This is a genomic window from Hyphomicrobium sp. 99, assembly GCF_000384335.2.
In the GTDB taxonomy this organism is placed as follows: Bacteria; Pseudomonadota; Alphaproteobacteria; order Rhizobiales; family Hyphomicrobiaceae; genus Hyphomicrobium_B.
Map to the genome: position 1 here is coordinate 549755 of NZ_KQ031382.1, position 21276 is coordinate 571030.

General features: G+C 57.8%; 23 protein-coding genes. 13 read left to right on the top strand and 10 right to left on the bottom strand.

The window, feature by feature from the left end:
- Positions 1-17: 17 nt before the first annotated feature.
- Both G359_RS02980 and G359_RS02985 read right to left on the bottom strand, forming a co-directional pair.
- Positions 18-887, bottom strand: coding sequence for a PilZ domain-containing protein (locus tag G359_RS02980; RefSeq protein ID WP_045834926.1), 870 nt, complete (start codon positions 885-887; stop codon positions 18-20).
- Positions 888-943: 56 nt separating this feature from the next.
- Positions 944-3064, bottom strand: coding sequence for an EAL domain-containing protein (locus G359_RS02985; protein WP_245279911.1), 2121 nt, complete (start codon positions 3062-3064; stop codon positions 944-946).
- 356 nt (positions 3065-3420) lie between these two features.
- Here G359_RS02985 and G359_RS02990 point away from each other — a divergent pair, with 356 nt between their 5' ends.
- From G359_RS02990 to G359_RS03040, 11 genes are all read left to right on the top strand, one after another.
- Complete coding sequence (locus G359_RS02990; protein ID WP_245279912.1) at positions 3421-3765, top strand: PilZ domain-containing protein; 345 nt, start codon at positions 3421-3423, stop codon at positions 3763-3765.
- A 523-nt stretch (positions 3766-4288) separates the two neighbouring features.
- Positions 4289-6616: a methyl-accepting chemotaxis protein gene (locus G359_RS02995; protein ID WP_045837577.1), complete on the top strand. Its 2328-nt coding sequence runs from the start codon at positions 4289-4291 to the stop codon at positions 6614-6616.
- Entirely contained in the window at positions 6616-7032 is a 417-nt protein-coding gene (locus tag G359_RS03000) for an STAS domain-containing protein (protein ID WP_052699159.1), read from the top strand. Before G359_RS02995 ends, G359_RS03000 begins: the two co-directional genes overlap by 1 nt.
- Entirely contained in the window at positions 7029-7394 is a 366-nt protein-coding gene (locus G359_RS03005) for a response regulator (protein WP_045834927.1), read from the top strand. The genes G359_RS03000 and G359_RS03005 overlap by 4 nt, the downstream gene beginning before the upstream one ends.
- A 23-nt stretch (positions 7395-7417) precedes the next feature.
- Positions 7418-9589 (top strand): chemotaxis protein CheA, encoded by a 2172-nt coding sequence (locus G359_RS03010; RefSeq protein WP_082072771.1) that lies wholly within the window; start codon positions 7418-7420, stop codon positions 9587-9589.
- A gap of 5 nt (positions 9590-9594) precedes the next feature.
- Entirely contained in the window at positions 9595-10062 is a 468-nt protein-coding gene (locus G359_RS03015) for a chemotaxis protein CheW (protein ID WP_045834928.1), read from the top strand.
- A complete protein-coding gene (locus tag G359_RS03020) occupies positions 10059-10949 on the top strand; it encodes a CheR family methyltransferase (RefSeq protein ID WP_045834929.1) in 891 nt (296 codons plus the stop codon). Before G359_RS03015 ends, G359_RS03020 begins: the two co-directional genes overlap by 4 nt.
- Positions 10946-11986 carry a protein-glutamate methylesterase/protein-glutamine glutaminase gene (locus tag G359_RS03025; RefSeq protein ID WP_045834930.1) on the top strand — a complete coding sequence of 347 codons (1041 nt, stop codon included), beginning with the start codon at positions 10946-10948 and terminating at the stop codon, positions 11984-11986. The genes G359_RS03020 and G359_RS03025 overlap by 4 nt, the downstream gene beginning before the upstream one ends.
- A gap of 11 nt (positions 11987-11997) precedes the next feature.
- A complete protein-coding gene (locus tag G359_RS03030) occupies positions 11998-12387 on the top strand; it encodes a response regulator (RefSeq protein WP_045834931.1) in 390 nt (129 codons plus the stop codon).
- Between the two features lie 2 nt (positions 12388-12389).
- On the top strand, positions 12390-12929 hold the full coding sequence (locus G359_RS03035; protein WP_082073040.1) for a chemotaxis protein CheD: 540 nt from the start codon (positions 12390-12392) through the stop codon (positions 12927-12929).
- Positions 12930-12956: 27 nt separating this feature from the next.
- Entirely contained in the window at positions 12957-13367 is a 411-nt protein-coding gene (locus G359_RS03040; protein ID WP_045834933.1) for a hypothetical protein, read from the top strand.
- 6 nt (positions 13368-13373) lie between these two features.
- On the opposite strand, the gene G359_RS03045 is transcribed toward G359_RS03040, so the two are convergent.
- The 8 genes from G359_RS03045 to G359_RS03080 form a co-directional block, all read right to left on the bottom strand.
- Positions 13374-13940 (bottom strand): hypothetical protein, encoded by a 567-nt coding sequence (locus G359_RS03045; protein WP_045834934.1) that lies wholly within the window; start codon positions 13938-13940, stop codon positions 13374-13376.
- The gene (locus G359_RS03050) at positions 13924-14388 is read right to left on the bottom strand and encodes a hypothetical protein (RefSeq protein WP_045834935.1); all 465 of its coding nucleotides are present in this window, start codon (positions 14386-14388) and stop codon (positions 13924-13926) included. The genes G359_RS03045 and G359_RS03050 overlap by 17 nt, the downstream gene beginning before the upstream one ends.
- Complete coding sequence (locus tag G359_RS03055) at positions 14376-14876, bottom strand: hypothetical protein (protein ID WP_052699160.1); 501 nt, start codon at positions 14874-14876, stop codon at positions 14376-14378. Before G359_RS03055 ends, G359_RS03050 begins: the two co-directional genes overlap by 13 nt.
- A 1-nt stretch (position 14877) precedes the next feature.
- Positions 14878-15240 (bottom strand): rod-binding protein, encoded by a 363-nt coding sequence (locus G359_RS03060; protein ID WP_045834936.1) that lies wholly within the window; start codon positions 15238-15240, stop codon positions 14878-14880.
- 30 nt (positions 15241-15270) lie between these two features.
- A complete protein-coding gene (locus G359_RS03065; protein WP_045837581.1) occupies positions 15271-15687 on the bottom strand; it encodes a hypothetical protein in 417 nt (138 codons plus the stop codon).
- The gene (locus tag G359_RS03070) at positions 15680-16444 is read right to left on the bottom strand and encodes a flagellar biosynthetic protein FliR (RefSeq protein ID WP_045834937.1); all 765 of its coding nucleotides are present in this window, start codon (positions 16442-16444) and stop codon (positions 15680-15682) included. Before G359_RS03070 ends, G359_RS03065 begins: the two co-directional genes overlap by 8 nt.
- Entirely contained in the window at positions 16441-18534 is a 2094-nt protein-coding gene (gene flhA / locus G359_RS03075) for a flagellar biosynthesis protein FlhA (protein ID WP_045834938.1), read from the bottom strand. Before flhA ends, G359_RS03070 begins: the two co-directional genes overlap by 4 nt.
- 188 nt (positions 18535-18722) lie before the next feature.
- The gene (locus tag G359_RS03080) at positions 18723-20102 is read right to left on the bottom strand and encodes a UDP-glucose dehydrogenase family protein (RefSeq protein ID WP_045834939.1); all 1380 of its coding nucleotides are present in this window, start codon (positions 20100-20102) and stop codon (positions 18723-18725) included.
- Positions 20103-20685: 583 nt separating this feature from the next.
- On the opposite strand from G359_RS03080, the gene G359_RS03085 reads away from it, so the two are divergent.
- Both G359_RS03085 and G359_RS20835 read left to right on the top strand, forming a co-directional pair.
- A complete protein-coding gene (locus G359_RS03085) occupies positions 20686-20913 on the top strand; it encodes a hypothetical protein (protein WP_045834940.1) in 228 nt (75 codons plus the stop codon).
- Positions 20910-21080 carry a hypothetical protein gene (locus G359_RS20835; RefSeq protein WP_210165509.1) on the top strand — a complete coding sequence of 57 codons (171 nt, stop codon included), beginning with the start codon at positions 20910-20912 and terminating at the stop codon, positions 21078-21080. The genes G359_RS03085 and G359_RS20835 overlap by 4 nt, the downstream gene beginning before the upstream one ends.
- Positions 21081-21276: the final 196 nt, after the last annotated feature.

Genomic DNA, 21276 nt, shown 5'->3' on the forward strand with positions numbered 1-21276 from the left:
CGAGCACGTAGCGAGAACTATGATCTCGCGATCAACGGATCGTCATCGGATAGTGGCTCATCGAACTGAACGCTGACCTTCTTGTTGTGAGACCAGGCGACGATACCTCTCATCTTTCGTCCATTGCGAAGCTCAACGAAAACCCGTTCCTTCAATGCGAGATCACGCTCGCAATCAAGACCAATTCCGTTTTTTGAAATATCGCGTGCGAAAGCGATTGAGACGCCCGCTTTATCGCTGATCTTGCAGGGTTGCAGCAAAACATATCTCGGCGTCTTCCGGCGTTGCGGCAGGACCGGAATTGCGACTTCACCGAATTGATTGACGCATCCAAAACCGCCAGCAAGCGCGTCTTGTAGAAACTTGCCGAGGACAAGCGCATTCCCGGTGTAAACGCCATTGAAGCGCCAGCGCGTCTCCGGTTCGAGACGGCCAACCGCGATCTTGCAATCTTCGGCGAGTTTTCGCCAGAGTGCAGAAATTTGCTCTAGTTTCGCGACGGGTATGCTCGGCCCCGAGAAGGCCCCTGCGCTTTCGATCAACGGCATCGCCAACTTCTTGGCGTCCGACAAATCGAAATAGATCTTGCTGATCGATGCGGCCAGCTCGCCTGAAATTCCGATGTCCTGCCACGCTCGTAGCGCGACCTTGACGACCGGCGCTTCGACGGGAACGAGGTTGCTGCATGTTCGAAGCATCCAAGTCCGGTCGAAAGCCAAGCTTGCATTCATGCAGCTCGCAATCGCGCCGATTTGGAGCGCGGCCCAATGAAATTCGCAGACGAGCGCCTCGAAGAGTGCATTGCCTTCATCCGGCTCGTTGGAAATACGCGAGCGCGGGAAGGAAGGTCTCGCCGGTTCCGCGATTTTCAAAAGTGCCTTCAACACGAGTCATATCTCTCAGATTATAGGAATTGGAATTGGCGAGCCGAGCCCACGCGACCTCAAAGAGGTTTGGAGAATAGAGTGCGGAGCTTTGCGGCGGGTACGGCGCGAGAGAACAAAAAGCCCTGCGCCTCGACGCATCCTTCGGCACGTAATCGATCGAGCTGTTGTTCGGTCTCGACACCCTCTCCGACGCTGGTCATGCCGAGATTGTACCCGAGTTGGATGATGGATCGGCGCAACGTAGCCGAACGCTTGAGGTTGGCGACGTCGGAGACGAAGGAGCGATCGATTTTGATTTTATCGAATGGAAAGCTTTGCAGGTAGCTGAGCGACGAGAAGCCCGTTCCGAAATCGTCGATGGCAAATCTAACGCCCATCTTGCGCAAGCGCTCGAGCGTTTCGGAGGCGATGTCCCGATCCTTCATCAGAAGCGTCTCTGTAATTTCAAGTATCAGCCTGGAGAGCGGCAGTCCTCTGCATGCGTTGGTGACCTTCTCGACAAGATCCTGGCCCCGGAACTGTGCAGGCGAAATGTTGACGGCAACCCAGATGTCGTCGGGCCAGAGGCTCGCCTCGGCGCAAGCTGTCTTCAGCACCCAATCGCCGATCTGACCGATCAAACCGCATTCCTCAGCGATCGGAATGAATTCGTGAGCGGGAATGAGGCCACGTACAGGATGTGACCAGCGGATCAATGCCTCGCAGCCGACGATCTTGCGCGTTTTGACATTAACGATCGGCTGATAATGGAGTTCGAACTTGCTGTTGGCGATCGCCTCGCGCAGCCCCATGATGATTTGGTGGCGCGTCTGTAGACGTTCGTGCATCGAATGTTCGAAAAAGCCATACGTGCCCCTGCCGACCGATTTCGTCCGGTAAAGAGCCATGTCGGCATTCATCATCAGCTGCTCGGCATCGACGCCGTCCGTCGGTGCAACGGCAATCCCGATGCTCGTTCCGATCGAGACTGTATTCTCCTCGAGGACGAATGGTTCGGCAAACGCGCTGATGACGCGCTTTGCAAGCGCCTGGATCTCTTCGATTGATTTTGGCGCTACTTGAATAATTGCAAATTCATCGCCGCCGAGCCGCGCGACCGTATCCGTTTCGCGGATCTCGGCGCGAAGTCTTGCTGCGACTGCGACGAGAAGAGAATCGCCGATCGGATGCCCAAGCGTGTCGTTGACGGATTTGAAACGATCGAGGTCGAGGCAGTGAAGTGCCAAAGAGGAGCCGTTCTGCACGTGTTTCAGGCCCTGTCGGATGCGCTCCTGGAAAAGCGCACGATTGGGAAGGCCGGTCAGAACATCTTGGTGTGCAAGCCGCCCGATCGTTTCCTGATACCGCTTGCGCTCGGTGACGTCGAGATGAGCTGTCACGAAGCCGCCGCCAGGCAATGGCGTGCCACGAATCTCGAGATATGTTCCGTTGGGCCGCTGACGCTCAAAGATGTGGGGCTCGCTTTTGCGTGCGCGTTCGACGCGAATGCGCACCTGCTCTTCCGCATCGCCCGGACCATATTCTCCGCGATTGGCGTTGAAACGGTAGAGGTCCTCCAGAGACGGGGGAGACTTTTCGAAAAGCGAATCCGGATATTCGAGTAGCTGTCGCTGTTTGCGATTGCAGAGAAGCAAGCGAAGGTCGCGATCGAAAACGGTAAGGCCACCCGGAAAGCTGTCGACTACGGCTTGCAGCAGCGCATTGCGATCCTGCAACGCCATGTGAAGCGTGACGGCAGTCGTAATGTCGATCTGAAACGACAGGAAGCCTTTGCCCCGCCCATTTCTGCTCTTGAGCGGTACCACGATTGAGTCGACCCAATAGTGCGTACCGTCCTTCGCCTTGTTTTTTACGGGTGCCCGCCAAGTTTCGCCTTTACGCAGTTTTTCGTAGGCATCTGCCCAGAATTCTTTTGGGTGGTGGCCGGAATTCAGTATGGAGTGGTCTTTGCCCGCGACCTCTTCGGCGGTGTAACCGCTAATTCGCAAAAACTCGGCATTTGCGTGAACGATCCGGCCATTGGGATCTGCAATCGAAACGATGCCCAGTTGATCGAGCGCGGAAGCGAACGCTTGCGCATCAGAATTTGTGCCGAAATACGGGCTGGCCGCACGCCTTTTCCGCCCCTTCTTGGCGATTGGAGCGGTATAGACGAGTTCGTCGATATTGAAAGCCATGACGCCTTTAATCGGTGAGCCCCGCATATTTCCGCCCCATTCATTCATCGGCCAAAGGAAGGTCGAAATCGAATAGCTTTAGATCAACGGGCGTCCCATTCCTGATATTCTGTATGGCAAACCCTGCCGTGGCGAACAGGCCGCCATCATGCCCCGTGGCCTCAAGCCGGGTTCATGGGCAGCCTATCCATTGCAACAATTAGACGTAATGTCTTAAGGCGAGATTAGCCCGCGCCGAGGCGAATCACGTAGGATAAAGTAGTCTGTACACAGACTGGGCAGGCCCGATGGCGGGGGAGCAAACATAGGCGAATCGGGCAGCCATTGAGCCATTACAGATTTGTTTTCCTTCGCCAATGTATGCGTGCGTAATAGGAAGCGTTAATAGAAGCAAAAATATCGAGACAAGCTTGTCCATAGACCGACCACAAGACAAACGTAAATTTGGCCGCCGGCCCGTATACAAGGCTGCTGTTATTGCGCTTGCTGATGACCAGCGCCTTCCCGGAGCCCTCCTGGATTTATCGGAAGGCGGCGCGAAAATTAAGCTTGCGCAACCGGAGCGTTTGATTGGCGAGTTTTATTTAGAAGTCCCAGGCGACGATTTGATCGTCAAATGCCGCCTCGTTCGCGTCGATGGTGAAATCGCTGGCCTGCAATACGTGAAGGCGCCGCGGCGTCTTTCCTGGCTGAAGAGGTAGTCGAAGGAGTCGTTACAACCCGTCGATTATTCCGCCGTTGCCGCTAGAATAAAAGAATGGTCGCGTCCAGTTTGAGCAAAGAAGAATGCGGGTTCATTTAATAGAAGCTGCATTAGCGTTTCAATAAAAACGCAATGTCGCGGTTTTCGTAAACCAATTCGATAGTTTTCCGGACTAATTCTAGTGAACAGCTGCTTGATTGATGAAATCATAGGCATGATGCCGCGCAGCTGAGTCGGCGATCCGACATGTTCCAGGCTTTTTAGAAGCAGGAACTCCCGATGGAGCACGATAATTCGCGGCCGCTTCCTTCGTCAGTCCAGAAAAATTTGACGATTGCCAAGAATTTCCGCCAACGCAGCTTGCGCTGCCTTGTCGATGACCGCCCGCGTCAGCTCCCCAGACATTAAGCGTCCCTGCAAAACCAACTTTCCAGGCATTGCGGATGCCTTCGCCCTGGCCACGTCGTCCGCACAACAAAACCCAGAAACAAGATCAACGCTCCAAGGAAATAGGTCCAGTTATGGTCATAGGATATATCAACAGCAAATGGTCGATGCCGCGTCGGCTTGCACTGATATCTGCGGTGTTCTTAATTCCTTCGCTGGCTCAGCTTTATCTCTACGCGCAGAATCAGCTGGAGCAGATCAGCACGCTTGATCGGGAAATCAGCGGTGGCAAGTTGGCGTCCGCTGTTTGGACGAAAATGTCGGCCGACGAAAACTCCTCGTCTGGTGACGGAGAGCTCGCAAAGCTTTCGGATGCATCCCGGAGTCTCGGCGTTCAGTCGAATGTCAGTGCCTTCCAAAACGCACGAACACCGGATGAGCGGGTGCGTCTTGGCGTTGAGCTTTTGGACTTGATCGCGACTTCGTCCGGGCTCGCCGCAGATGCCTCGGCTTCCACCTATTATGCGCAGGAGGTGATCGTTCAGCGTTTGCCGGGCGTTAAGCAGGCGCTGATCGAGCTCAAATCCACTCTCGATACCGCTGGACTGGCAGACGACCAGATCAAACTGGCAATCAACTATGCCGTATTGCGGAGAACGACGGAAAAACTCCGCGGAGCGGTGAATAAGCTTCTCAGCGATTCCTCCACTGACGCCAAGAACGCCCTCGGCGACACGAACGCCAGGCTCCTGTCTGAGCTTGATCTGATCGCTGCGAAGCTCAAGGCAGCCGACTATCGGCGCACTTCGCTCGGCAGTGATGTGATGTCATCCATCGCCAATGCCAACAGTCTTGTCGGCACGGCGGCGGGCCAAGTCGGTGGCCTCTTTGACCGTCTCTCCGAAGAGCATTCTGCAGAAGCGCGCTCATCTCTTTACCGCACGCTCGGTCTGCTGATCGCAGCAACGGTCGCTGCCTTGATCATGGTCAGTCTAATCGCGAAGGGAATTTCTCTGCGGCTGTCGAGCTTGGTCAGCGCGATGGATCAACTCAGCCATAAGGATTTGAGCGTCGAGGTTCCGTATCTCTCGGACAGCAACGAAAACGGCATGATCGCGCGTGCGCTCGCACGCTTCAAGGAAGCCGTCATCGAAAATAAGTCGATGACCGATGCCGCTGTCGAGGCGGCCAAGCAGCAGCAGGAGCAGAGCGACCACTATGCGCGCGAGCACGAGCGGTTCATGGATGCGTTCACCAGCGCGGCCGAGCGTATAGCGACCGGCGACTTCACGCATCGCATTACCGAAAAGGTCATCCCGGAGTACGAGGCGATTATCAGCCAGATGAACCTAATGATGGGTCAGCTCGAAGCCGCGCAAGCCGGGAAGCTCGAGGCAGAGAATCAGATCAATACCGTCGTCGCTTCGCTCGGGACCGCTCTATCGGAACTCGCGCAAGGAAACCTCGAGACCACTGTATACGCCGAATTCGGTCCCGAGTTTGCAAAGCTCAAGGCCGACTTCAATTCTGCAGCATCGCAACTGAAAAGCACGATCGAGCTTGTGAAAAAGGGCGCCAGCAGCATCAAGCTTGGCACCGAAGAAATTTCGCAAGCCTCGGACGACCTCTCGCGGCGCACGGAAAACCAAGCGGCAAGTCTTGAGGAGACGGCAGCTGCCGTTAAGGAGATCACGGATACCGTCAACAAGACGGCGCGCGGCGCAACCCATGCCCGGGAAACGGTTTCTGTTGCCAAGGCAGACGCCGAGAAGAGCGGCGAGATTGTTCGCAAAGCGATTTCGGCGATGAACGGCATCGAGAGTTCCTCGAAACAGATCAGCCAGATCATCGGCGTCATCGACGAGATCGCATTCCAGACGAACCTCCTCGCCTTGAATGCCGGCGTCGAAGCAGCACGCGCTGGCGATGCTGGCCGAGGCTTCGCAGTCGTCGCATCGGAAGTGCGGGCACTGGCGCAGCGTTCTGCCGAGGCGGCGAAGGAGATCAAAGGTCTCATTTCTGCTTCGACCGGACAGGTCGCACAAGGTGTGCAGCTTGTCGGTGAAACCGGCTTGGCGTTGACGCGCATCGTGACCCAGGTCGCGGAAATCAACACCATCGTGACGGACATCGCGGCGAGCGCCAACGAACAGGCCCATGGCCTGGAGCAAGTCAACACAGCCGTCAACGAGATGGACCAGGTCACGCAACAGAACGCCGCGATGGTCGAGGAAGCCACGGCCGCAACGCAGACTCTCGCGCAGCAGACCGAGGAACTCGTCCGTCTGGTCAGTCGCTTCCGCACAGGTGACGACACAATCGTCGACATGTCGTCTCGTCGGGATTCGTCCAAGCCTGCGGCGCGCGCCCAGCGTGCACCTGTTAAGGCCAAGATGGCGGCGGCAGCCGGCATGGGACGTCGCAGTGTGGCTTCCTCCGACGCCGGTTGGGAGGAATTTTGATGCCCCGCGCGAAAGCAAAGGTGATCGCCGGTGATTCCGGCGATCACAGCCAGCCGCGTAAAGGCGCACGCGGGAAGAAGGCTGGTGTCGCCGCGCAAATGATGGAAGCCGAGACGGAAATGCCAGTAATCGAAAGCGAGACGACGCTGGTGCTTCCAGACTCGCTCGACTCTTCGTCTGCCGCCAACATCAAGGATCTGCTCCTCGCGCGTCGCGGCTCTCCCCTCGTCGTTGACGCCCGACAAGTGCACCGCGTCGGTATTCAAGCGTTGCAGGTCTTGATTGCTGCTGCTCAGACTTGGCGGGCGGATGGGCAGAGCTACAAGGTGACAAACCCAAGCTCCGAACTTCTCGAAACGCTTGCGCTCGTTGGATTGTCGGGCGACCAATTTCTTCTCGAAGGATCTTCTCCATGACGCAGACGATACTGACCGTCGACGATTCACGAACGATGCGCGACATGCTGAAGATGGCGCTCGCAGAGGCTGGCTTCAACGTTCTGCAGGCCGTTGACGGCGTCCACGGGCTGGAAGTTCTCCAGACATCCATGCCGGACGTCATCGTGACCGATATCAACATGCCGAAGATGGACGGCTTCGGTCTCATCGAAGCGGTGCGAAAGGATAGTCGCTATCGCCGAGTTCCGATTCTCGTTCTCACCACCGAGAGCGACGCCGCAAAGAAAACGCGGGCAAAGGAAGCCGGTGCGACGGGCTGGATCGTCAAGCCGTTCGAACCAACCAAACTTATCGCAGCAATTCGCCGCGTCGCCGCCTAAGGCAAATATAAAAGAGCATACAGATGACCGTCGATACGATGGCCGCAATCCGGCAGACGTTCTTCCAGGAGTGTGAAGAACAGCTCTCGGAAATGGAAGTTGGCCTGCTTGCAATGGACGAGGGTAACGCCGATTCCGAAACGGTGAATGCCGTTTTTCGGGCGGTGCACTCGATCAAGGGGGGCGCTGGCGCATTCAAGCTGACGGCGCTGGTTCAGTTCGCACATACGTTCGAAACGGCACTCGATTTCGTCCGCAGCGGCAAGCTGCATCCGACAGCGGACGTGATGAAACCGATGCTCCGTGCCGCCGACGTGCTGGCCGATCTCGTAGAGGCATCGCGCGACGGTAAGGAAATCGACGAGTCGAGTTACGCAGCCATCGCAGCAGAGGTCAAAGCGCTGACGATGATCGATGGCGCCGAAGAGGTCGAGGAAGTCATAGATTTCCAGCCGACGGTGATTGATTTCGGACTGCCGGACTTGACGCCCGAGCCCGCCGCGGCGCCGGTCCATGACTATCGCGTCGGCTTCACACCCCGCCCGGAACTCTATGCCAACGCCAACGAAGCGGTATTGGTCATTCGAGAGCTTTCACGTCTCGGCCAAGCGGAAACAACTTGCGATGTTTCCGCAGTTCCAGATCTCGAAACGATAGATCCGAATGGCGCCTATCTGTCCTGGAACATCAAGCTTTCGTCGGAAGTGGCGATCGAAGCCGTCCGCGAGGTTTTTGAATTCGTCGAAGGCGAAGCCGAGATCAGCGTTGAAGCCGATGGTCAGCCGGAGATTTCTGACGCGGATATTGCAGCCTTGCTGGCGCAGGCTCTGGGCAGCGCGCCCGCGGCAGAATCCGAACAGGCCTCAAACGTAACGAACGCCGAGGGACCTGTACAATCTGATCCGGTGCAACCCGAGCAGGTCGCGAGCGAAACGGCATTGCCACCGGCACAAGTGGCCGAGGCTGTGAAGACTGTCGCGGTCCCCACGCAAACAACCATCCGCGTCGAATTCGATCGCGTTGATCGGCTCATCAACTTGGTCGGCGAACTCGTCATCAACCAGGCGATGCTGTCGCAACGCGTTATCGAGGCGAATTTCGCAGGCTCGTCTTCGGTGATCATCGGCCTTGAAGAACTCGAGCAGCTGACACGCGAGATCCAGGAAAGCGTGATGGCGATCCGCGCGCAGCCGGTGAAGCCCCTCTTTCAACGTATGTCACGCATCGTGCGCGAGGTCGCGGATGCGACCGGCAAGCAAGTTCGCCTGAAAACCGATGGCGAAGCCACCGAGGTCGACAAGACTGTCGTCGAGCGTCTGGCGGAGCCATTGACGCACATGATCCGCAACGCGGTCGATCATGGCATTGAGTCGCCTGAAGAGCGCATCGCGGCTGGAAAGCCCCCGGAAGGCAACGTTCGTTTGAGTGCCGCGCACCGCTCGGGCCGTATCGTGATTGAAATTACCGACGATGGCGCCGGCATCAATCGTCAAAAGGTGCGCGCGTCCGCGATCAAGAAGGGCCTCATCTCGGCTGACGCGCAGCTTTCCGACAGCGACATCGACAATCTTCTGTTCTTGCCAGGCTTCTCGACCGCCGCCACGATTTCGAGCATTTCAGGCCGCGGTGTCGGGATGGACGTCGTGAAGCGCTCCATCTTGGCGCTTGGCGGGCGAATATCGATATCGTCGCGACCGGGCTTCGGCTCGACGTTCTCGATGAGCCTGCCGCTGACGCTCGCCGTTCTCGACGGCATGGCCGTCTCCGTTGCGGGCCAGACGCTTGTCGTGCCGTTGACGGCTATCGTCGAGACGCTGAAACCCAAGAAGGGCGAAATCCACGGCATCGGCGCTGATAGCCGGGTCATGGCCATCCGCAACACGTTCGTGCCGCTCATCGATGTGGGCACGCAGATGGGTTTTCGCGAGGCGCCGGCCGATCCGGAACACAGCGTCGCGATATTGGTCGAGACCGGCGGCGGCGCGCGTAACGCTCTGTTGGTCGACTCGATCCAGGATCAACGCCAGGTCGTTATCAAAAGCCTTGAGGCCAATTACGGAACAGTTGCCGGCATCGCCGCCGCAACAATTCTTGGTGATGGCCGTGTAGCACTCATTCTCGACGTGGATGCGCTGGTCACCGGTTCGTTCGAAGACCAGATCGCCGCCGCAGCACGCTATGGAACGGAAGGATAATAACCATGCAAGACGTTAGTTCGTCGGCCAACTCCGCAAACCGCGAGTTCGTCGCCTTCCGGGTCGGAGCACAGGAATTCTGTATCGACATTATGGGCGTTCGCGAAATTCGCGGCTGGACCCCCGCAACACCACTGCCCCACGCGCCAGCCTACGTGCGTGGTGTCATCAATCTTCGTGGTGCTGTGCTTCCCATCGTTGATCTCGCCATGCGCTTCGGTCTCGGTCTGACGGAGCCGACACCACGGAGCGTCATTATTGTGGTGCAGGTCTATCAGCAAGTCGTCGGCCTCCTGGTCGACGCCGTATCGGATATCCTGACGACGTCCGAAGCATCCATGCAGCCGACGCCGGACGTCGCGTCTGACCTCGCCAAGAATTTCGTCAAGGGCGTCTATGCCGTTGAAGGCCGCATGATCAGCATCGTCACGCTGGAAAGCGTGCTGCCGATAGCGGCTAAGGCCGCCGCATGACCGCTGCAGCAGAAAGGTCATCGTCGAGTCCTGCCGGAGCTCTCGTAACCGGCGAGTTCTCGTTTTCCGCCGCAAACTTTCGCGAGATCGCGGAAATTGCGAAATCGGAAGCGGGTATCGACTTGCCTCAGTCGAAGGCAACGCTCGTCTATTCACGACTCGCAAAACGCCTGCGCGCGCTCGGGATCGACACGTTCACCGAGTACTGCGCAACGGTGCGCGCCAATGATGACGAGCGCGACAGCATGATTGCTGCGCTCACCACCAATGTGACGCGCTTCTTCCGCGAGGCGCATCACTTCGAACATCTACGGACTGCGATCATCGAACCGCTTGCTGAATCGGCACGCCGCGGGAACCGCGTCAGGCTTTGGTCAGCCGCCTGCTCGACGGGACAAGAACCGTACTCGATGGCGCTTACGGTCCTTTCTGTCATCCCCGATGCCGCGTCTCTCGACATTCGCATCCTTGCAACCGATCTCAATCCCCACGTCGTTGCGCATGGAAAGAACGGTCTGTACCAAAAAGAAGAGCTCCGGGATGTGCCGCCCAACTTGCGAGCAAAATGGTTCGCGCCGGTGCCCGGCGACAGCCGAGGCAGCCTGAAAATTGCCGATGAGGCGCGATCTCTCGTCTCGTTTCGCCAGCTCAATCTAATGGGAACCTGGCCGTTCAGCGGCCCCTTCGACGCAATTTTCTGCAGGAATGTCGTCATCTATTTCGACCGCGATACGCAGAGCATGATTTGGAACCGCTTGACGCGGATGCTGAAAGAAAACGGCGCTCTTTATATCGGGCATTCCGAACGCATCTCCGGTCCTGCATCTTCAATGTTGTCGACGGATGGCATCACGAGCTATCGCAGGAAGAACAGTAAGTCGCCATGAAGAAAGTCAAAGTCCTCGTGGTCGATGATTCGTCCACTATGCGCGGGTTGATCGCGACGGTCTTGGCGAAAGACCCGGATATCGAAGTTGTGGGCGAGGCCGCGGATCCGCTTCAAGCGCGCCAGGCCATCAAGGCTCTCAATCCCGATGTCATCACGCTTGATGTCGAAATGCCGAACATGAGCGGGCTCGAATTCCTCGAAAAAATCATGCGGCTTCGGCCCATGCCGGTCATCATGGTTTCAACGTTGACGCGGCGTGGCGCGGAAGAAACGCTGCAAGCTCTCGAAATGGGCGCTATCGACTGCATAGAAAAGCCCCGTCCGGGTAACGAGCACAGCTTCGAGGAGCTGCCATACAAGGTCAAGATAGCTGCGTCGGCGCGCGTCAAACCCCTGATCAAAGTTGACGATCGCAAGCAGGCAAGTGCTGTTGAATCGGCGAATGAATCCTATGTCTCCGACGGCCGCGTCGTTGCCATCGGCGCGTCGACGGGAGGCGTCGAAGCGCTATTGGCGCTCCTGTCCGGCTTTCCCAAAAATTGCCCACCGACTGTTATAACGCAGCATATGCCGCCTGCGTTCACGCGAAGCTTCGCTAGCCGTCTTGATCGGCTCTGCGCGCCAACGGTTCAGGAAGCGACGGACCGCGTAAAACTGACGCCGGGGAACATATTTCTAGCGCCAGGTGGTGCGAGCCACCTCGAAATCACACCGGATTTGCGCTGCCGCCTAAAGGCCGGCGAGCGCGTAAACGGGCATTGTCCTTCGGTGGATGTGCTATTCAATTCGGTGGCGCGATCGTGCAAGAGCCACGCCGTTGGTGTTATTCTTACCGGCATGGGAAAAGATGGAGCCGCGGGTCTGCTCTCGATGCGTAAGGCCGGCGCAACGACATTCGGCCAAAATGAATCCACCTGCATCGTCTACGGCATGCCGAAAGCGGCATTTGAAGCCGGTGCCGTTGAAAGCCAACTGCCGCTCGAGCGGCTAGCGGCAGCGATAATCTCAGAAACGTCAACAAAGAAGAAACACTAGGAGGCAAGGCCATGCCCGCAATGCAGCAATTGACGATTTTGGTCGTTGATGACACATCCGTCAGCCGAGCGCTTCTAACAGACGGCCTCGATCAGATCGGCTTGAAGAATTTCAAAGTCGCCAAAGATGGCGAGGAAGGTCTCAAGATGATGATGACAGCGCCTTGTCATCTCGTCATCTCGGACTTCAACATGCCGAAGATCGATGGCATGCAGCTGCTGCGCGCATTGCGCCAGCATGGTCCGACGAGCAAAGTCGGTTTCATCCTCGTAACGGGTAAGGGCGATAAAGCGCTCATCGACGAAGGCAAGAAATGGGGACTTAATAATTTTCTCGCCAAGCCCTTCTCAGTGCCACAGCTCAAAACGTGCATCGAGGCCGTTGTCGGTAAGTTGACATGACGCTGGCCGATGCAACGGAAAAGCGCGTTCACATAATCCAAGGCGAGTTCTTCGTCACCAGAGACCGCGATGTCATGGTGACAACTATCCTCGGATCGTGCATCGCCGCGTGCATTCGTGATCCGCTGGCTGGAGTGGGCGGCATCAATCATTTTCTTCTGCCGGGCAACATCGGCGCCACGGCGGCCGAGGACGAGCGTATGGGCGTGCATCTGATGGAGATGCTCGTCAACGGCTTGCTGAAGGCGGGCGCGCGTCGCGAGCGGTTGGAAGCGAAGTTGTTTGGAGGCGCGCGCACGGTGCGATCGCATTCGGACATCGGCAAGCACAACGCCGAATTCGCGCAACGCTTTCTCAAGGCTGAAGGTATTTCCTACGTGGGTGGTAGCACCGGGGGATTGCAAGGACGGCGCATTCAGTATTGGCCGGTTTCCGGACGTGCGCGGCAGATCCTGCTCGCAGGTCCGGCGAAAATCGAAAGGCCGGTGCCGATGCCTGTCGCAACGGTCGATGTTAACGCCGGCGAACTCGAACTTTTCTGATCGCTCTTACATTGGGGTCCGGACGACATGAATGACAGCAATCAGGAAGGCAAAGGATTGCCGCGGGCAGGCGTTGCCGTACCGGAGATATTGACCACGGTCTCCGATGAGGTTCGCATGCTGTCCGATACGGCCAGTGACCTGCAGGATCTTATCGGCAACCTCGTCGTTGCCGGCGCGTTCGGTGGATCGCAATCGCTTTATCAGCTGCAAAGCCTCGATCGGCTCTGCCAGAACCTCGGCGCAGTCGCGGATTTTCTCGCGAGCATTGCAAACGGTTCTTCGCCCGACTGGAAAGTCGATGTCACTGATGCCGCTCGCGCCGTGAAGCTCGCAGACGTTTGCGATCGGCTGACCGGGCGGAAGGCGACCACCGATCCGTCCGAAGAGACCTCGGGCGAATTCGACGATTTCGAGACGTGGCCGATGACCGGCTGACGCCGATCAGGATCCGACGAATTCTCTGGCCGCCGCAAGCGACGCGAAGCGACGCCGCCCAACGAGCGTGTCGATCTCGATAGACCCATCTTCGTATTCGAGAAATTCCCGGCCTGCGAGCTTGCCACCGATCGTGGGTTTGCGCGGTTCGGGAAGCGGCGGCGGAATTGGGCCTGCAGACAGATCTCGTGCCGATTTGCTCGATGCATCTTGAGCCGGCGTTTGCCGGAAATTGAGCTGCGGCAGGATGCGGATCGACGACCGGCGGCGCTCGATGATCGGAATGAGCTTCATCGTCACCGCAGCAATGAGAATGCTTTGCGTGACAGCGAGAGCCATCAACCGATGGATCCAGATCACGGGCTCATCGGAAAGCAACGCTGAATAGCCGATCATGAAGATCAGCACCGACAGCATTCCAAGTCCGGCGAATACCGTGAAGGCGGCAATTCCGCTTCGATGATGGGACGATAAAGGATTGCTGACGGCATCACTCGTCAGCCGCTGTTTGAGATCGGCAGCTGTCTGCCGGAAGACGGCATCGAAGCCGAACGTATTATCGATTGCGCTCATTGTTCTTGATCATGTCCGCTTTTGAGAGATAGGTCCAACTGTCGATCATGACATCTTTGATCACGTCCCGGCCGAGCCGCTTGTTGGCTCCAATCGCGATGTTGGCGGCTAGCTCTTTGATGGCCTGCTTGCGACCGCTCTTGATGTCGGCCGGCGTGGTTTCGTAGATCTGCCGGAACGCTTCGTCGGCGACGAAAACTTCGGGCTGCAAGGAACTGGATCTCACAAGCTCGGAATCCGCAGTGAATTGCAAACGCGTCACGACATATCCGAGAACTTCACCGTTCGTGAGAATCGGCACACTCACCATGTGAGTCTTCATCATCTGCAACTTGGTTTCAGGTTCCTTGTTCGCAGACGACATACTCGCCTTCCACGAGGACGCGCCGTAGACGCCGCCGATCGTGGAGAGACAAGCGATAAACGATATGATGATCAATCGGACCACTGCGTGCTCCGGCTCGGCCCGATGTGGCGGGTATACGTTCCATCCGATTCCGCGTTCTGGATAGCGTCGGAAAGCATCCCGGCGATTTCTTTCACGGCCTCAAGGTGCAGCCGGATCTTGCGAAGATTGACGTCGAGCTTGGCACGGAACGTCTGAAGCCGCAGATTGAGATCTTCATCGATGTCAGAGGGCTTCAGTCGGCGCATAGCCTGATTGAGATCGACGAGCCCCTGACTTTTGCGGTCATTGGAAGCCTTGAGGTCGAAGTTCGGCGCTTTATCCAAGGCCGCCGTTTCTTGTTCAAGATTATCCTCGATGCGCCGGATGACTTCGACGACAATTGCTCGGGCCGCATCGACATCATGTGCGACGGCACGAGGAATGTGCGGAGCACGGCGGCCGCCTTGCCCACCAACGCCGACCCGTTTGATGGCTGCGGCTGGCGATTGCTGAGATCTGGCCTTTGCTTCAACCGGAGCGGTGCCCATTCTACTTTCCTCTGGAACCGTCAGGTTCCGGTTTGAAGATCATCGGGGCGATGCCGATCGTTCCCGATTTCGAGAGCGTGGTCGCCAAGCTATCCACCATCATCGACCGCCAAACGGTTCCCGCTGTGCCTTCGCCAAAGAGGGTGTCGGAATCCTTCGGCATCCACTCTTCCAGCATCTGGCGGAGATACAACGCCTCGAACTTTTGACCGGCTTCCTTCGTCTGGATGCTCTGCGCTTGCCCGGACTTAATTTGCGCAGCGCTATCGACAGGCTGCGCCTCCGCCGGCGATCCCTGGCGGACGGTCTGTCTGGCGGCCCACATGGCCTGATCGGCGACAGCTGCGGGAGGAATAATCGACATGGTGCATTTCAATGATGACGGATGATCGTCTCACGATGAACGTGTTGACTTACCCCGGCCTTGCGCCGCTGTGGCCTGCTGGAACTCAAGTAGAGCCTCGAGGTCCCGTTGTTCCGCCTTGCGGGCTTCCTCGGCTCGAACGTCGGCCAACAACGCCGCCGCCCCGCGCGTGCGCTTAGTAGCCTCGACATACCGGTTAAGCGCCATTTCATGTTCTTTGGAGAGACGCTGAAGGCGCCGCTGGATGTTCCCTAGGCTCCGCGACATGAGCTGTAGAAAGGGCTCATGGACCGCTGATGGGTTGGCAAGGGTGGCGATGAGGTCGTTCTGCGAGATGCGCAGCTCATCCATTTGCCGCGTGATTTCGCTGATCCGCGCGCGCTCCGTGGTCTCGAGATCATGAAAGACGTCGACGAGGCGACTGACCTTTTTCGATGATCTAGCCATTTGCGCCAAGGTTCTGGATCGCCTGAGACACCAGCGACGAAAAGATCTCCAGTGCCGTCTTATCGATCTGCAACAGAAGGAAGAGACCGCCGAGTACGACGAACGGCGTCGAGACGAAATAGATCGGAATCTGCGGCACCATCTTATTGAGGAAGCCGAAAGCGAGGTTGATTGTTATCGAATAAACGACAAGCGCTGCGCTCAGCTGCAGCGTCAACTTGAAGGCGGATCCTACGAGTCCGACGATCATCTGCAGGTTGGGAGGCGACGCGATCGATAGTCCGACTTTGAACGTCTCGTACGACCGTTGCAGCATCAGAATGATGTTGACGTGCTGGTTGGTGATGAAGAAGAGCGCCACGGCCGGCGTCGTCACGAGCGAGGCAAAGGGTGACGACGGATCGTTGTTTTCGACGGAGTGCGAAAAAACCGAACCATATCCGGCATAGTTCGCCATGCACGTCGCGGCAAACTCCAGCGCCATGAATATAATGCGAACGAGAAATCCGAGCAGGATGCCGGTCGAGGTCTCGACGACGATCATGGCGAGCAGATTGCTCGGCGCTTCCCCGGTCGCGGGACGCACCGAATCATAAACGAGCGGGCTCAGCGCAAGAGAGACGGCGAAGGCAACGAACAGACGCAGCTGAACCGGAATTCGATCGCTCGAAAATCCGGGCAACAGCATGAAGCACGCCCCGACGCGGCAGAAGACAAGGAGCGGGACGAGAAGAGTTTCGTGAGCGAAGGTTGTCATGAAACTGAGCCGAGAGACTGTATCTGGACACCGCGGCTGATCTCGAGATGCGAGAGAACAGGCAGCGTTCCGTAAAGTCGCTCGGTAACCGTGTGGACGTATGGGCGCGTTTCGGCAGCCGTGACGAGAACGAATTGGTGGCCCGCGTCCATAAGAGGCTGGACCATACGGCTGAGATCGCCCCCGAACTGCTCGATAAGGCGCGGCTCGATGTCGAATTCGATGACTTCGCCCTTGGCATCGCGCTTCAGAGCTTGATGGAACGCAAGCTCCCAACGGTTTCCGAGCCGCACGACCTTGAGATAGTTGCCTTCGCTGAGATCGCCGCAAATCTGCGACGCCAAGCGCATGCGCACATGCTCGGAAATTTGCTCGGCCTTGCGTGAGAACGGAGCGATCTCCGCCACGGCTTCAAGAATGAGATGCAGGTTGCGGATCGAAATGCGCTCGCCAAGCAGCATCTTGAGCACGCTCTGAAGGCCCGAATACGAGATCTGCGACGGGCAGATTTCTTCGAGCAGCTTGCGATATTCGGGATCGAGCCGCTCCAGAAGAGCGCGAAGATCGCGATACGAAAAGAGTTGTGCCAAGCTGTTGCGGATAACCTCGGCCACGTGAGTCAAAAGCACGGATGTGTTTTCGACAGGGACGAAGCCGTCGCGCTTCAACGCGTTGGTGAAGATGTCCGGTATCCACAAGGCCTTCATGCCGAACGCCGGCTCGCGCGTCTCGTCGCCCGGTGCTTCCGGCTTCGGGCCGTCTCCGACCACGACGAGGACGTCGCCGAGCCGAAGCTCCGCGCTTGAGACCACCGTTCCGTGAACCTTGATTTGATAGGTCTTCGGCGTGATGGATAAGTCTTCGGTGAGCTTGATATCTGGAACCACGAAGCCGTACTGCTTGGCGAACTTGCGCCGCATCTTCGCGACGCGCTGCGGAAGATCGCTGGTCGGACGCATCAGAACGGACGAGATTTGCTTGCCAAAGCAGATCTCGATTTCCGTTGTCTTTAGTTGGTCGCGGATGGACTGACGCGACTGCTCTTCGGCCGAAGGAGCTTGGCCCATGGTCTTGGCAGATGCCGCGGCCTGCTCCAATTCGGCTCTCTGGCGAACGAGGCCCAAGCTGATGAACGTCAGCATTCCGCCGATGCCGGCGAATGGCAAAAACGGCAGGCCCGGCGCAAGCGACAAAAGGGACATCACGCCGCCAGCGATCAGAAGGGCGCGGGGGTAGTTGCCAAGCTGGCTGATGATCACGCCTTCGGTCGAACCCTGGGTGCCGCCCTTCGACACCAGAAGGCCCGCAGCGAGCGCAACGATGAGCGCAGGCATCTGCGTGACGATACCGTCGCCGACCGACAGTTTGACGAAGGTGTCGACGGCATGATCGAAAGCAAGATCATGCTGAGTAATGCCGATGATGATCCCGCCGAAGATGTTGACCGCGGTGATGATCAACCCGGCGATCGCATCGCCCCGAACGAACTTCGAAGCGCCGTCCATCGCGCCGAAGAACTGGCTTTCCTCTTCTAGTTCCCGGCGCCGGCGAATGGCTTCCTTCTCGTCGATCGAACCAGCCGCGAGATCGGCGTCCACGGCCATCTGCTTGCCGGGCAGCGAATCAAGGGTGAAACGCGCACCGACCTCAGCGATACGGGTCGCGCCCTTCGTGATGACGACGAAGTTCACGGTGATGAGAATGATGAAGACGATGATGCCGATGACGAAATTACCGCTCATCACGAACTGCGCGAAGCCCGCGATGACGTGGCCGGCAGCGTTGGGGCCGTCCGCACCTTGGGAAAGAATAAGGCGCGTCGTTGCCACGTTGAGCGAAAGCCGGAGCAGCGTGGCGATAAGAAGAATGGTCGGGAAAGCCGAAAATTCGAGCGGCCGTCGTATCCACAACGCGACCATCAGGATGATGATCGAAAGCGCGATTGAAAAGGCGAGCCCAAGATCGATCATGAACGCCGGAAGCGGCAGGAACAGGATCGTCAGGATGGCGATCATGCCTACGGCCAAGCCCGCGTCGCGCCGACCCAAACCTAGGTCGATGCCGCTCTCGGCGGTTTTCGTGGCTGCCATGATAAAAAATTTCCCCCGCGATTTGGGGGCGACTCTCCTATCCGAAGCTTGCGCGAGGTCGTCATCGGGCAACGAACGGGGGAGAAAAATTCAGATCTGAGAGATCTATACAAAATTCAAGTGGGTGGCTGGCGGCGATTGCATCGCCAACCAGCCGCCAAGACACCTATGCTCCGACCCGCTCGCGGCTATTCGGCCGCTTCGACCGGATGAAGAGAGGTTTGAACGGAGCCGTTGTTGGGTTCGTTCTTCACGGCATCGTGCCGTCCGCGACCGATGCCGGAATAGCTGAGGCCGAGTTCGCGCACGGCATCGGCATCGAAAACGTTCCGGAGGTCGACGATGGTCTTGCCCTTCATCCGCCCTTTGAGCGCTTCGAGGTCGAGCGCCCGATATTCGTTCCATTCGGTAATGACGACGAGGACATCGGCGCCTTCAGCGGCATGATCGGCGCTGTCGCACCACACAACTTCTGGTAGCAACGGCTCAGCCTGACGCCGGCCCTGCGGATCGCACGCGCGAATGGTGGCGCCCCGTTCCTGCAGCATCGGCACGATGACGAGACTTGGCGCGTCGCGCATGTCGTCTGTGTTCGGCTTGAAGGTCAATCCAAGGACGGCGATCGTCTTATCGCGAACCGACCCTCCGGCAGCCTCTTCGATCCGGATCGCCATGGCGAGTTTGCGCTCGTGATTGACGCGTTCGACCTGCTCGATGATCGAAACCGGTGATCTGGCCTCCCGCGCGGTGCGGATAAGCGCCGATACATCCTTAGGGAAACAAGAGCCGCCGTATCCGGGGCCGGGATGAAGAAACTTGTCGCCGATACGCTTGTCCCTGCCGATTGCGGAGGCAACTTCCTGGACGTCCGCGCCGACGCTCTCGCAAAGATCAGCTATCTCGTTGATAAAGCTGATCTTTAGGGCGAGAAAAGCATTTGCCGCGTATTTCGCAAGCTCTGCCGATTCGCGTTCGACGAACATCACGGGCGAGCCGCGAAGCGCCAGAGGCTTATAAAGCCGTTCCATCACATCGCGCGCCCGATCATCGTCGGCGCCGACAAGAACGCGATCGGGATGGGTGAAATCCTGAATTGCCGAGCCTTCCCGCAAAAACTCGGGATTGGAGCAGATGGCCACGTCGGCGTCGGGTCGCTTTGCCTTGAGGCGGCGCTCGATCTCTCGGCTGGTTCCGACAGGCACGGTCGATTTCGTCGTAACGACCGTAAATCCGTTGAAATGTGGCGCTGCTTCTTCCACGGCCGAGAACACGTAGGAAAGATCAGCGTATCCGTCGCCACGTCGCATTGGCGTTCCGACCGCCAGAAACACGACGTCGGCATCGGCGACAGCGGGTCCCAGTTTTTCCGTGAAGAGCAGGCGGCCGGCTTTGATGTTCCGTTCCATCAATGCGTCGAGCCCCGGCTCGTAAATGGGGGAACGGCCTGCCTTGAGATCGGCAAGGCGGTTCGGGTCCTTATCGACGCAAGTCACCGTCCAGCCGAAATCGGAAAAGCAGGCGGCTGAGACGAGTCCGACGTATCCCGCGCCAACCATACAAATCTTCATACTTCAGGTCCCCTTCCCCTGCTGAATCCGGCCGCAACCTGACGAGGTGTAGCATCGGATCGGTATGTGGGAAATTGCCACGCGGACGCGACTGTCCCCAAAATACCCAGCTAATCGACGAGCAGTTGGAAAAGATGGCGGTCAGGGCTGTATCCGCTCAAATGACACGACTTTTTATAATGAAGCCTGTCCGCAGCGCTGGCCGATCGCTTCGCAAGCAGGCCCCCTGACCATTGAGACGACGGACTTCACGTCCTGATAAGTATCGAAGTTCTTGTTATTTGACCCCGCAAGGGGATCAGGGCTTTGATGCATTCGTCGACACGCTGCTGTGTCGGCCGCGGTGATTTCGAAGGCGACTTGCGCCGCGTCATCAAACGCTAAGACCCACGAATTCCTCGTGGGCTCCGCATTGGAGACCGCTATGAAAAACGTTGACCTCTGCTTCCTGTCCCCGTGTTGCGCGATGAAGGCCTCGATGTGTATGGCCGGCTGCTGTTGAGATCACGCAGCCCCGCCTGAGCCCTTTCAATCAAAAAATCGCAATTTAGAGGACGCTGGCCACGGCCGGCAGAGCAAAGCCATGTCTAAATCCTACGTCATTGAGGTCGGCGACGACCAAGCCGGACTTATCATCCGTGAAGAAGGTGAACGCGAATATCTCTTTCATGCGGCACTGAATGAATACAGTGCTCTCGAAGGTCGCCGCTTCGCAAATCCTCTTCTCGCCGAACGGGCGGCAATCGCCCACTTGGCAAGCCGGCGTCGCCGGCGAATCTCGGCCCGCGCTCAGGAGGCTTTCGCGCTATGAGCGGACACATCAGCGAAGCCATCCGCTCGCATCCTGAGCCAAATCGGGGTGTCGACCTGCGAACAACGCCAGCGCCCTCCCGGCACTTGACGTTGGTGGCGGATCGCGACTGGCATCCCGATCCGATTCCGTCACTGGCGCCGGTCGGGCCGTCGACAGACTTCTAACGCGCTGAGCACGCAGGCTTGATAGCGCAACTTCCTCCCTGGACCTGCTCGCACTCTGCGGACGGGAACCTTGAGACCGGTGGCTCTTCATCGGCCGCCGGTCTCTTTTTTCCAAGGTAGAAAAGCTTGTGACTTTTTGTTCGTTCTCTGCTTCGTGCTGCTTTGAAATAAGCGACGAAGTGCTCCGATAATATAA